The organism is Corallococcus interemptor (genome assembly GCF_003668875.1).
Classification (GTDB): Bacteria; Myxococcota; Myxococcia; order Myxococcales; family Myxococcaceae; genus Corallococcus; species Corallococcus interemptor.
In genome coordinates this window covers 20,967-32,674 of the sequence record NZ_RAWM01000104.1, presented here as the reverse complement: position 1 = coordinate 32,674, position 11,708 = coordinate 20,967, and the positions used below count along the sequence as shown (strand labels likewise).

At 69.8% G+C, this 11,708-nt stretch carries 11 protein-coding genes; 5 read left to right on the top strand and 6 right to left on the bottom strand.

The window, feature by feature from the left end; all coding sequences use genetic code 11:
- Positions 1-286: hypothetical protein (locus D7X96_RS28875; protein ID WP_306449841.1), on the top strand; the 286-nt coding region annotated here is incomplete at its 5' end.
- Between the two features lie 147 nt (positions 287-433).
- Here D7X96_RS28875 and D7X96_RS28870 read toward each other — a convergent pair.
- Positions 434-1,015, bottom strand: a complete 582-nt coding sequence (locus tag D7X96_RS28870; protein ID WP_120548423.1) for a hypothetical protein — start codon at positions 1,013-1,015, stop codon at positions 434-436.
- A 311-nt stretch (positions 1,016-1,326) separates the two neighbouring features.
- Here D7X96_RS28870 and D7X96_RS28865 point away from each other — a divergent pair, with 311 nt between their 5' ends.
- On the top strand, positions 1,327-1,602 hold the full coding sequence (locus D7X96_RS28865) for a hypothetical protein (RefSeq protein ID WP_208647393.1): 276 nt from the start codon (positions 1,327-1,329) through the stop codon (positions 1,600-1,602).
- Positions 1,589-1,888 carry a hypothetical protein gene (locus D7X96_RS41180; RefSeq protein WP_121771223.1) on the top strand — a complete coding sequence of 100 codons (300 nt, stop codon included), beginning with the start codon at positions 1,589-1,591 and terminating at the stop codon, positions 1,886-1,888. Before D7X96_RS28865 ends, D7X96_RS41180 begins: the two co-directional genes overlap by 14 nt.
- 69 nt (positions 1,889-1,957) lie before the next feature.
- Here D7X96_RS41180 and D7X96_RS28855 read toward each other — a convergent pair whose 3' ends face one another.
- A complete protein-coding gene (locus D7X96_RS28855; protein WP_147442735.1) occupies positions 1,958-2,671 on the bottom strand; it encodes a hypothetical protein in 714 nt (237 codons plus the stop codon).
- A 45-nt stretch (positions 2,672-2,716) separates the two neighbouring features.
- A complete protein-coding gene (locus D7X96_RS28850) occupies positions 2,717-5,203 on the bottom strand; it encodes an efflux RND transporter permease subunit (RefSeq protein ID WP_244219761.1) in 2,487 nt (828 codons plus the stop codon).
- Between the two features lie 475 nt (positions 5,204-5,678).
- Here D7X96_RS28850 and D7X96_RS28845 point away from each other — a divergent pair, with 475 nt between their 5' ends.
- Together D7X96_RS28845 and D7X96_RS28840 are read left to right on the top strand one after the other, a co-directional pair.
- Positions 5,679-8,165: an efflux RND transporter permease subunit gene (locus D7X96_RS28845; protein ID WP_120548425.1), complete on the top strand. Its 2,487-nt coding sequence runs from the start codon at positions 5,679-5,681 to the stop codon at positions 8,163-8,165.
- A 121-nt stretch (positions 8,166-8,286) separates the two neighbouring features.
- Complete coding sequence (locus D7X96_RS28840) at positions 8,287-8,964, top strand: sterol desaturase family protein (RefSeq protein WP_233609705.1); 678 nt, start codon at positions 8,287-8,289, stop codon at positions 8,962-8,964.
- Here D7X96_RS28840 and D7X96_RS28835 read toward each other — a convergent pair.
- Genes D7X96_RS28835 through D7X96_RS28825 form a run of 3 tightly spaced genes read right to left on the bottom strand, consistent with a single transcriptional unit; the run spans position 8,891 to position 11,705 of the window.
- Positions 8,891-9,472, bottom strand: a complete 582-nt coding sequence (locus D7X96_RS28835; protein WP_120548427.1) for a protein-tyrosine phosphatase family protein — start codon at positions 9,470-9,472, stop codon at positions 8,891-8,893. The two genes, D7X96_RS28840 and D7X96_RS28835, sit on opposite strands and share 74 nt — an antisense overlap.
- 18 nt (positions 9,473-9,490) lie before the next feature.
- Complete coding sequence (locus D7X96_RS28830; protein WP_120548428.1) at positions 9,491-10,486, bottom strand: hypothetical protein; 996 nt, start codon at positions 10,484-10,486, stop codon at positions 9,491-9,493.
- On the bottom strand, positions 10,476-11,705 hold the full coding sequence (locus D7X96_RS28825) for a GtrA family protein (RefSeq protein WP_370450177.1): 1,230 nt from the start codon (positions 11,703-11,705) through the stop codon (positions 10,476-10,478). The genes D7X96_RS28830 and D7X96_RS28825 overlap by 11 nt, the downstream gene beginning before the upstream one ends.
- Positions 11,706-11,708: the final 3 nt, after the last annotated feature.

Genomic DNA, 11,708 nt, shown 5'->3' with positions numbered 1-11,708 from the left:
GGCGGGGGGGCGTCCGGTGGCGGAAAACCCCTACGCGGCCCACCCTGAAGAGGGAAAGGAGGCGTTCGTCATGAGCAAGAAGGACGTGTTGCACATTCCCCTGGAGGGGCTGCCTCCCGCACCGGCGCGCGAAGCCGGAACGGAGGAGGATGAACGGCTGGAGCACCACGTGCCGTCCACCTTCGACCCGGGTGGCGGTCCCGGCAATGGCCCGGGTGACAACGGGAGCCCGCGCATCATCGAGCCGGTGGGCCAGCCCTACTCGCCAGGCGTCAAGGTGACCTGATCATCCCGCGGGCCGCGCTGTCTCCAGGACCCCGCTGACGCCCTCGAGCGTCGGCGGGGTCTCGTTGTTTCGCGCGTCCTCCGGAAATGGCGAAGCGCCCGCGACCGGTGAGGGTCACGGGCGCTCCTTCAAGTCACGTGCTTGCGATTAGCGCGTGGTGCCGTTGTTGGGCGCCATCGTGCCGGTGGAGTCCGGCACCGGCGTGGTCATGTTGCCCTTGGCGCCGGAGCTGTTCGGATCCAGCGTGGAGTCGTTGGGCAGGGTGCTGTCGTCCGGGATGGCGTTGTCGTCCGTGGACAGACCGGAGCCGCCCGTGCCCGGCTCGGTCATCTCGCCGTCGTGCACGCCGGGCTCGGCCTCGCCGGTGCCCGCGCCGCCGGTGCCCGGATCCATGGTGCTGCTGTCGTCGCTGGCGGGCGGCAGCGTGGAGTCATCCGTCGTGCCGGAGCCGCCGGTGCTCATGTCGGACGGAGGCAGCGTGGAGTCCTGCGACGTACTGCCCGTGTCGTAGCCGGAGCCGCCGCTGCTGGGCGGAGGCGTGGTCGTGGTGCCGGAGCCGGAAGTGTCCGTGCCCGTGCCGCTGGAGTCCGTGGGCATGGTGGAGTCGGATGCGGGCGCCGGTTCGGTGCCGCGCGTCGCGGATTGATCCGACTTACAGCCCGTGCCGAGCGCAAGCGCGCCCGCGAGAACCGCCGCCACCGTCAGCTGGGTCTTCAGGAACTTCTTCATGTGGATTCCCCCGAGTAGGTGTCTGACTGCTTGAAAGGTCCTGGCTGCCTGCAGGACCGAAGGTGAGCAGGCCCCAGGGTGTGTGCAGGGGTGGCTCATCCGCCTGCCTGCTCGGGGGACGGCAGGGGCGGGCGGAAGGGGAGGCTTGCGCGAGGCGACTTTGCCCTTTGGGGGGAGGGAAAGTGTCAAACCAGGGCGAAACGTTCTGGTGGGATTTAATCTTGGTGGGAGTAAATCAGGTTCCCACTTGAGTTAAGTCCCACCGCTAGATAACTTTACATCGTCGATTGATGCTTCGAGGGGAAACCAAAATGAGCATGCGCGCGGACGTGCCGGTCCAAATCGTAAGGCCGGATAGCAAGGGGCGAGTGACCTTGGGCGCGCTGGCAGCTGGCGTAAGCAGCTACACCATCGAAGAGAGCAAAGACGGCACCTTGATTCTGCACCCACACGTGGAAATCCCCGCCAAGGAAGCTTGGATCTTCAAGAACCGGAAGGCCCTGGGTTCGGTAAAGAAGGGGTTGGAGCAGTCCGCTCGGGGCGAAGTGAAGGAGCTCGGAAGCTTCGCCGCGTATGCCGACGAATAAGCTCCTTTTCACCAAGGAGGCAGAGTCCAACCTTGCAGCTTTGGAGGCGGATAAAGGCTTGGCTAAGCGGCTTGAAGCCGTAAGAAAGACGCTGGGCCTGATGGAGATTGACCTTCGCCACCGCAGCCTCCAGACCCATAAGTACGACTCTTTGGAGGGGAAGGATGGCGAAGAGGTGTTCGAGGCATATGCCGAGAACAATACGCCGGGCGCGTATAGGGTTTTTTGGCACTACGGACCGGGCAAGAACGTCGTAACGATTATCGCGATTACCCCTCATCCGTAGCGAAAGACGGCAAGCTCCTCATCGAATGAGGGACTTGCCGTCTTTCTGTATGGCATCTGGTTCGAAAGCTCAGGGGCCGACGGGTTGGGTCACGTTGCCGCCGCCAATGGGCGTCACGGAGTTGCTGGACGTGTTGCTGTCCGGCGACAGCGTGGGGGGCTGGGCGGTGCCGGGCTGCGAGCCCGTGATGCCAGGGGGCGTGAGGCCGGTGGCCGGAGGCAGCACCGCGCCCGTGCTGGACAGGGTCCCCGTGGGTGTCCCCGGTGTCACGGTGCTGTTGGAGGCACCCGGCAGCGAGGTGCCCGGCGTGGTCGTCGCGGGTGGCATCAGCGCGCCCATGGTGGCGGTGGAGCCCGTGGAGCCCGCCACGGTGGAGGTGCTGCCGGGCAGCACCGCGCCCGTGCCCGTCACGGTGGTCGCGGAGCCGGGCGCCACCACGCTGCCTCCGCCCGTCACGGTGGTGGCGGTGCCCGGGCTGGGCGGCAGCGTGTCAGGCGAGTTGCCGGAGACGAAGGGCTGTGCGCTGTACGGCTGCGGAATCACCGCGCCCGTGCTGGTGCCGCTGCCGCCGGTGCCCGAGTTCGCGCCGGTGACATTGCCAATGAGCGGCGTCGTCGGACTGGCCGACACACTGTTGATGGGGTCGGGGGTGCCCGGCGCCGCACCCGGGTTCGGCTGACTCGTGGTGATGGCGCCGGCGGAGTTCGGATCCACCTGCGCGTGCGCGGAGCCCAGCGCCAGGGTCCCGGCCGCCACGCTCATCCAGATCCATTGCTGAGACATCGTGCTGCTCCTTGCCGGGTGGGGCCGGGCGGACGACGCCTCGGCCTAATGAAAGGGCGTGGGCCGGTGAGGACCCTGGCCTCTTCCCATGAGGTGCTCACCCCGGAGCCGTGGGGGAACCGCGCGGTGGCGCCGCTTGCGCTCGGAGAGCACCAGCAGCAGGGCCGGGAAGGTCACCAGCATGATGAGCAGGTTCATCCCGAACCCCACGTTCGCCAGGGCGCCAATCGAGTTGAGCCCCGGGTGATCCGCCAGCAGCAGCGCGCCAAAGCCCACCGCGCTCGTGAGCAGGCCCCCGCAGATGGCCTTGCCCGTCTCCGAATACACCCGCACGAAGTCGCTGCCCGGCGACGCGAGCCGCGTGATGAGGTGCACGCCCGCGTCCACCGTCGTCCCGATGAGCACCGGGATGACCAGGATGTTGAGGTAGTTGAACTCCATGCGCAGCAGCGGCATCAGCCCCAGCACCGCGAACAGCGACACCACCGTGGGCATCAGGCACAGCAGCGCGCTGCGCAGCCCGCCCAGCGTCACCCACATGGCCAGCAGCACCATGAGCGTGGAGCCCAGCAGGATGTACGGCGCCTCGCGCGACACGGTGTCGAAGATGTCCGCCTGCACCATCGCCTCGCCCGCCACCACCGCGGTCCGGCCATCCGGCAGCGCCACCCCGCGGACCTCCTTCGCCAGCCGGCGCATGGCCTGGCCGTTGGACTGGTCCGCGGACGGATACACCAGCACGAAGCCGGTGCCCGGGCCGCCGCGCCCCTGGAACTGCTGGCGCACGCTGGAGGGCAGGTCCGCCTCCGTGAAGGGCTTCGCCCGCACCTGCCTCCTCAGCTCCTCCAGCCGTCCGCGCTGCTCCGGGGTGAGCCGCCCTTCGGGCACGTCCTCCAGCAGCCTCCCGATGTCCTGGAGGATGGCCTGCTTCTCCTGCTGCCGCTCCGGCACCAGGCTCGCGAGCGCCGCCACGAAGTCCACCGTGGAGGACTCGCCCCGCTGCCGCTTGCGCTCCTGGAGCTCGCGCACGACGGCCGCCTCCTCCTCGCGCGAGTGCGTGAGCACCACCAGCGGGACCTGCGAATAGCCGATGAGCTGGTTCACGGCGCGGTCCAGGACGAACGAGTCCAGCCGCTGGTCCTGCAGCGAGGAGATGTCGTAGTCGAACCGCACGCGCGGCAGCTGCGTGAGCAGGCCCACCACCACGAGCGCGGACACGGCGGTGAGCAGCCCGCGCCGGTGGGTGATGACGCGGCCCAGCGGCGCCTCCGTCGTCTCCGTGGAGGAGGGTCGCGGGTTCCAGCCCCAGCGCGACACCAGCCCCAGCAGCGCCGGCAGCACCACCACGTACGCGAGCACGAGCACCAGCATGCCCACGCCCGCGATGACGCCGAACTCGCGGAACGCGGTCAGCTGCGACGTGCCCAGCACGAAGAAGGTGAGCGCCGCCACCAGCGCGGACACCAGCGCCGCGCCTCCCGTGTGCGTGAACGACTCGCGCGTGGCGCCCTCCGACGAACGCCCCTCGCCGCGCAGCGCGAGGTAGCGGCCCAGCAGGTGGATGCCGTGCTCCACGCCCAGGCCGCCCAGGATGGCGCCCAGGAAGGCCGTGAGCAGGTTCACCCGGCCATACGCCACGGCCACCAGGCCGTACGTCCACGCGAGGCCCGCGCCCACCGGCGCCAGCACCAGCCCCACCGCGAGCGCGCCCCGGAAGTGCAGGAACAGGTAGAGCAGCACCAGCACCGTGGCCACGGTGGAGGACACCGCCACGTCGCGGGTGATCTGCGCCTGTTGATCCATCTTCTTCTGGAACGAACCGGTGATGGCCGTGCGGAAGCCGGGGCCGTACTTCGACAGGTCCTGCTGCCGCAGCACGCCCTGCACCTCCTCGACGATCTTCGTGGAGAAGGTGAGGTCCGCGGAGGACACCTCCGGCTTGGCCAGCACCACCACGCGGCGCGCGGAGGGGTCCAGGTAGTAGTCACTGGGGTGGCTGGACAGGCGCGTCACCGCGTTGCCGCCGTACTTCTTCTCCAGGTCGGAGAAGTCCAGCGACGGGGCCGGGTCGTCGTCCAGCGGCACGAAGAGCGGGTTGGCGCGCGCCTTCTCCCAGGTGAGGCGCGCGTCGATGCGGTGCTCCACCTCCTTCAGGTCTTCTGGCGACAAGAAGTAGAGCGCGTGGCTGCGGAAGAAGCTGCTGGGCCGGGTGATTTCCACGTAGCGGATGCCCGGCAGCGCCTCCAGCTTCGGCGCCAGGTCCTCCGCGAAGCGCTGGAGCTGCGCCGGGTCCCCGTCCTCGCCCACCACCACCACCCAGCCCTGCGCGCCAAAGCGCTGCTCCAGCGTGTGGATGGCCTGCACGCTCTGGAAGGATTGGGGCAGCAGGTCCACCAGGTTCGCGTTGAGCGCCAGGTGACGGGCGGACAGGAGCCCCACGACGGACAGCACGAGCGCGCAGACGAGCGCGATGACGGGGCGGCGGTGGTTGTGCGCGGCCAACGCACCCATCGTGCGTTCCACGCGGTGCATCCACGAGCGCTCCGCGGATGAAGACGGGTTCGAGCCCATGTGTCCCGGGCGCCCGCGCTCCGGGAGCCGGCACTGGCCGGACCGGGGCCGCGCGGGCGGCATCCCCTCCTCGCGGCGCCTGCTTCCCGGCAGGGCCCGCGTCGAGGCAAAGCTGCCCATCCCGCCACCCTCCGGCACACCGCGCGAGGGGCCGGGCCCCCCGGCCGCCGGTGTCGGCAAGCCTGGGGCAAAATGCCTCAATCCCCAGAGGGGCGCGGATCCGCTGGCATGGCTCGCGCGGCGGCGGCATACATGGCGGCGTTTGTTGATGCGCCCTTTGTTCCCCCGGACAGGGCATCCAGCCGGCGGAGGCCCCGGGCCGATGCCTGGACGCACGGTGGCCCGGGGCATATACGCGTGAGCGGCCCGGTTCGTTCGGGCTCAAGGTTGTCCCCGGCCGTTACGCGGCGCGGGCCTACAGCAGGAAATCACATCCATGAGTGAGACGCGGTGGTCCGGACGGTTCGAGGCGGCGATGGGCTCCCTGGCGGCCCGCAGCCACCGCAGGCCCTGGGTGGCGCTGTTCGTGACGCTGGTCCTCACGGGTCTGGGCGCCTTCTTCGCGCGCGACCTGCGCCTCAACGCGGACCTGGCGAACCTGCTGCCCAAGTCGTTCCCGTCCGTCCAGGACCTGGAGAAGCTGCGCACGCGCTTCGGCGGTCAGGGCAACGTGGTGGTGGCCGGCATCGGCGCGGAGCCGGAGCAGCTCAAGCAGTTCGTGGATGACCTGGCCCCGAAGCTGGCGGCCCTGTCGGAGATCCGCTTCGTCAACGCGCAGCGGCCCAGCCAGTTCTTCGAGGAGCGCGGCCTCTACTACGTGGACCTGCCGGACCTGAAGACCATCGAGCAGCGCATCGACGCGAGGTTCGCGTGGGAGAAGGAGCAGGCCAACCCGCTCTTCGTGCGCCTGGAGGAGGAGCCGGCCCCGTCGCTGGACTTCAGCGACATCCAGCAGAAGTACACCGGCGGCGCGAACATGCGGCTCGCGGGGCAGGGTGGCACGTACTACCTGGATCCGCAGGAGCGCATGGTGGTGATGCTCCTCAAGGCCAAGGGCTCCTCCGCGGACCTGGGCTACTCCAAGAAGGTCATCGCCCAGGTGGAGGACTACCTGGCGAAGCAGGACCTGTCGAAGTACGGCCCCGGCTTCCACACGGCCGTCACCGGCACGTTCAAGAAGAAGATTGATCAGCAGGCGGTCATCACCGGCGACCTGGCGCGCGCGTCCACGCTGGCGCTGGTGCTGCTGCTGGCCTACCTCGTCTTCCACTTCCGCAGCGCGCTGTCCGTGGGCCTCACCATGGTGCCCGTGGTCGCGGGCCTGTCGTGGACCTACGGCTTCGTGGGCATCGCGTACGGGCAGGTCAATCTCCTGACGGGCTTCCTCGCCGCGGTGCTGGGCGGCCTGGGCGTGGAGCACGGCATCCACCTGCTGGGGCGCTGGGGCACGCTGCGCTCGGAGGGCATGACGTCGGAGGAGGCGGTGCGCGAGACGTTCCGGCACACGGGCTTCTCCGCGCTCATCTCCGCGCTGGTGGCGGCGCTCACGTTCCTCTCCCTGTCGTGGTCGGAGTTCAGGGCGTTCCACGAGTTCGGCGTCATCGCGGCGGTGGGCATGATGGTGAGCGTGGCGTCGTACCTGCTCATCCTGCCGGCGCTGCTGGGGCTGGTGTCGCGCTGGGGCTGGGTGCCGCGCGAGCACCAGGCGCAGTCCGGGCCCATGGCGATGCTCGCGCGCTTCCTGCCGCGCCACTACCGCGCGGTGGCCATCGTCATCGGCGTGGGGCTGGTGGGGCTCATCAGCCAGGCGTACCGGGTGAGCTTCAACTACGACTCCACCAAGCTGGATGACGTGTCGCTGCCCAGCGTGCGGCTGGACCGGCGCATCGACCACATCCTGGGTTACTCCGCGACGCCGGTGGTGGTGCTGACGGACTCCGAGTCCATGGAGCGCGAGGTCGTGAAGCAGCTCCAGGCGCGCAAGGAGAAGTTCGGCAAGGAGTCCACCATCGACTTCGTGGGCGCGCTGGAGGACCTGGTGCCGCCGCAGCAGGAGGAGAAGCACGCGCTCTTGCAGTCCATCCACCAGAAGCTCCAGCGCATCGACCCGGAGCGCGTGGACAAGGCCCAGCGTGACGACCTGCTGCGCGCGGTGAAGATGACGGCCGCGAAGCCCTTCGTGCGCGAGGACCTGCCGGTGGGCCTGCGCCGCCAGTTCGAGCCCGCGGCCGGCCAGAAGGGCGGCGTGGTGCTCGTCTACGCGAACGTGAGCCTGTCGGACGGCATGGGCACGCGGCGCTTCACCAAGGAGGTGCGCAACCTCCAGATGCCGGACGGCAGCCAGGTGTCCGCGGCGGGCGAGGCGCTCATCCTGGCGGACATCCTGGACATGGTGGCCTCCGAGGGCCCGCGCATCCTGGTGGCCGCGGTGGTCAGCGTCTTTTTGGCCATGTGGCTGACGCTGGGGAGCTTGCGCAACGCGGTCATCTGCATGCTGCCCACGCTGCTGTCCATCGCGGCGCTGGTGGGCCTGATGTCGCTGATGGGCCTGCAGTTCAACTACCTGAACATCGTCGTCATCCCGGTGCTCATCGGCACGACGGTGGACGCGGGCGTGCACCTGATTGAGCGCCTGGGTGAGCCGGGCGCGGACTTCGTCACGGTCTACGCGGAGACGGGCCGGGCCATCACCGGCGGCCTGTTGACCAGCGCCATCGGCTTCCTGGCGCTGGTGTTCGCCAAGCACCCGGGCCTCAACTCCATTGGTGACCTGGCCAACCTGGGCTTCGCGGTGAACATGGTCATCGTGCTGGTGGGCTTCCCCGCGCTGCTCTTGCTGGTGGACCGCTGGCGCAACAAGCACAGCAGTGCCACGTCCACGCCGGCGAGCGGCGAGGGCACCGAGCACCCCGCGGAGAGCTGACGCCCCGCGGTCGTACCCGTGCGGACAGGAAGGCCCCCGCTGATGAAGCTGGGGCCTTTTTCATGTGGATTGGCGCGCGCCATGCCCGTCCCAACCTTCGTCCAGTATGGGGCGCGCATACGTGAGGTATCAGTCCGGCCGCATGTTCGAGAACGCCTTCATGGAGGCAGCCTCGAAGCTGCATCCGGCGGTGCCGTTCTTCCTCTACATCCCGCTCACGCTGGGCCTGCTCGTGTGGGGCCTGTCAGGGGGACGGACGACGGTGGGGCGGGCCCTGCTGTTCATCCCGCTGGGCCTGCTGACGTGGGTGCTGATGGAGTACTGCATCCACCGGTTCTTCTTTCACTGGGAAGGCAAGGGGCGGCTCACCCAGCGGGTGCATGAGATTGCCCACGGCTACCACCACAAGTACCCGGACGACGCCCAGCGCCTGGTGATGCCGCTCATCGTCACCGTCCCGCTGTCCTCGCTCATCGGGGGGGCGCTGTGGTGGGTGGGCCGCCCGGCGGAGATGCTCCCGTACTTCGTGGGCATCGTCTGGGGCTACGTGACCTACGACACGCTCCACTGGGCCACGCACCACCGCACGCCGCGCACGGCCTGGGGCAGGGCGCTGCGCGCGCACCACATGGCGCACCACTTCGCGACGCCGGACCGCAACTTCGGCATCAGCAACCGGTGGATGGACAAGCTGATGGGGAGCGGCGCGCCACGCCGCAAGGCCGTCAGGCCGCCTGCTCCGGCACACCCGTCCACGCCGCCACGAAGTCCGCAAGGCCCCGCAGCTGCCGGTCGTTGAGCGTCGCCTGCCAGCGCGCGTGGCGCACCGCCCGGTAGGCCTCGGGTGCGTCCCAGCCGCGCGCCACCATCACCGCCAGCCCCATCAGCGGCCCGCGCCCCACGCCGTGCTCGCAGTGCGCGTACAGCACGCCGCCGGCATCCAGCCGGGGCAGCGCCCAGCGCACGCCTTGGGACAGCTGCTCCACCGACGGCGGGTAGCGGTCCGTCACCGGCAGGTTGAGCAGCTCGATGCCCAGCGCGGCCAGCGCCTCGCGGTCGTCACAGCGCTCCGCGCGCAGGTCGATGACGCAGGTGATGCCCCGGGCCTTCAATTCGCCGTAGCGCGCGCGGGACACGCTGCCGCCCACGTGCAGCCACGGGTTCACCTGGGACACGTTGAGGGCGCGCTTGCCGGGCAGCTTGGTGGTCCACTCCACCCCGCGCGCCACCACCCGCAGCACCTGCTTGCGCACGAACCCCCGGACACCCGGGACGTGATGCACCGACCGAAGCAACGACTCGCTCACGCGGAAATCCCCTGCCTGCTACTCGCCTTCCACCGACACTTCCATCAACCCCTCCACCGGCGCCTTGCCCGGACGCTCCATCACGCCCCGGAGCAGGTACGTCACCGGCGAGCCCACCACCGGCCGCACCAGCCCGCCCAACACGCCCAGCGACTCCACCGGCGCGCTGCGCTGGAGGAGGGAGGTGCCGCGCAACGTCATCGCCGTCTTGCCGTCGCGGTCGGTGAGTTCCGCCCGCCACGTGCTCTTGTCCTTCGTTCCCGTCTGCGTCACCGTGAAGGACTCCAGCAGCCGCGCGGCCCCCTTGTCCTCCCAGACGTACACGGGCGCGTAGTCGCCCTCCTGCCCCTCGCGCCCCAGCACCACCGCGTACGGCGGGCCCTTGAGCGCGCGGAAGCGCACCCAGCGCTTCGCGAGCTTCGCCGGCGCCACCGTGCTGCGCGAGTGGTCCGCGTACCCGCCGCCCTTCAGCGTCACCGCCTCCCGCAGGGGCACGCGGAGCGTCACCTTCACGGGGCTGCCGGCCACCAGCACCTCGTGGCGGTAGCGGTCCTTGCCGCTCTCCACCACGGAGCCTTCCGGTGACCACGGCTCGGGCTTGCGCGCGTACTCCAGCTTCACCTGGCCGTTGTCCAGGGGCGCCTCCACCGTCAGGCCCGTGTCCGTGGCCCGGGCGAAGCACTCGCCCATCTTCAGGGTGTCCAGGGCCGGGTCGTAGCCCCAATCATTCGCACCCATGCGCTTCTGCGGCGCCCAGACGGGCTTGCCCGGCTGCAGCACCGTGGCGCGGCAGAGGCCCGTGCGCGACCCCGGGCCGATGTTCGTCACCGACAGGCTCACCGCCACGTAGGTGCCGTCATCCGTGTCCGCCACGAAGTAGAAGCTCTCTCCGTACCGGTCGCTGGAGCTGTAGGACAACCCCAGCACGCCGCCCGCCGCCGCCACCCCTGGAAGCGAAAGCAGGGCCCCCACCAGCAGGGCCCTCAAGCCGCGGGCGAGCGTGTCACGCCGCATGGGGCCGCTGCTCCAGGAGCTCGTCGGAGTTGTCGTTGAAGACGTAGTCGCGCTGCAGCGGCAGGTTCCACGCGAAGTAGACCACCCCGCGCACCACCCACCAGCCCAGCGTGTACGCCAGCTGCGGGTGCAGCGTGAGCAGCGCCACGCCGCCCGCGTTGAGCAGCGCGCTGGTCGCGCTCACCAGCGTGTAGCGCGCCAGCTGCGGCGCCACCGCGCCCTGGCTGCGGAAGGTGATGACCCGGTTGAGCGTGTAGTTCACCACGCCGCCCAGCACGCAGCCGGCCACCGTGGCCCACACCGGGGAGAGGCCGCCCCACTCCACCATGCCCAGCACCGCCACGAAGTCCACCGCCGTGGCGATGGCGCCCGCCGCCGCGTTGAAGCCGAACAGCGCCACGCCCGAGCGCTGCTTCACCGGCTTCTTGGGCGTCAGCGCCCGCACCAGCGTGCGGAAGCGGGACACCGCCGTGACGTTGCTCAGGATGGCGACGAAGACGAGGCCCGCCACCGCCAGCCAGTGCATGGGGTGCTTCTCCGTCGGCCAGAACAGCGCCTCCAGGATGGGGGACAGCGCCGTGCCCACGCCCAAAAACAGCACCCGCTCCAGCCGCTGCATCGCGCCGTCGCGCACGCTCACGCCCAGGCCCTCGCCCTTGGCGCGCACGTACGGCACCAGCGAGGAGCCCATCAGCGCGCCCAGCGCGGGCAGGAGCACCCAGGTGTCCCGGTAGTACCAGGCCAGGCCCATCAGGATGGCGGAGTCCACGTACCGGTCCAGCACGGAGTCCAGCGCCGCGCCCGCGGGGTTCGCCTCCTTGCGGGTGCGCGCCACGCGGCCGTCCATCACGTCCAGCACGCCCGCGAAGAGGAAGAGCCAGCCGCCCAGCGCGAAGCGGCCCGCCGCCACCGCCACGCCGGAGGACACGCCCAGCAGGCCCGACAGCATGGACAGCGCGTTGGCCGGGAGGCCCGAGCGCAGCAGCACCTTCCACAGCGGCTGGATGACCCAGAAGAAGTAGTGGCGCAGGAAGAAGCCCACCAGCACCGACTTGCCGCGCGTCAGCGTCTCCGCGTCCTGGGGGATGCCCTTGATGGCACAGCGGATACAGAAGAGCACCAGGCCCACGAGGAAGTACGCGACCGCGAACAGCGCGGGCGCCAGCGCGGTCCAGATGCGCGCCGAGGGGGACAGGTCTCCACTCAGCAAGGCCAGCATGTT

Excerpts from the sequence above, each read along its gene's own strand:
- D7X96_RS28850 (WP_244219761.1), bottom strand. The coding sequence starts at position 5,203 with ATGCACCGCGTGGAACGCACGATGGGTGCGTTGGCCGCGCACAACCAC.
- D7X96_RS41180 (WP_121771223.1), top strand. The coding sequence starts at position 1,589 with ATGCCGACGAATAAGCTCCTTTTCACCAAGGAGGCAGAGTCCAACCTT.
- D7X96_RS28870 (WP_120548423.1), bottom strand. The coding sequence starts at position 1,015 with ATGAAGAAGTTCCTGAAGACCCAGCTGACGGTGGCGGCGGTTCTCGCG.
- D7X96_RS28830 (WP_120548428.1), bottom strand. The coding sequence starts at position 10,486 with ATGCGGCGTGACACGCTCGCCCGCGGCTTGAGGGCCCTGCTGGTGGGG.
- D7X96_RS28855 (WP_147442735.1), bottom strand. The coding sequence starts at position 2,671 with ATGTCTCAGCAATGGATCTGGATGAGCGTGGCGGCCGGGACCCTGGCG.
- D7X96_RS28845 (WP_120548425.1), top strand. The coding sequence starts at position 5,679 with ATGAGTGAGACGCGGTGGTCCGGACGGTTCGAGGCGGCGATGGGCTCC.
- D7X96_RS28825 (WP_370450177.1), bottom strand. The coding sequence starts at position 11,705 with ATGCTGGCCTTGCTGAGTGGAGACCTGTCCCCCTCGGCGCGCATCTGG.
- D7X96_RS28865 (WP_208647393.1), top strand. The coding sequence starts at position 1,327 with ATGAGCATGCGCGCGGACGTGCCGGTCCAAATCGTAAGGCCGGATAGC.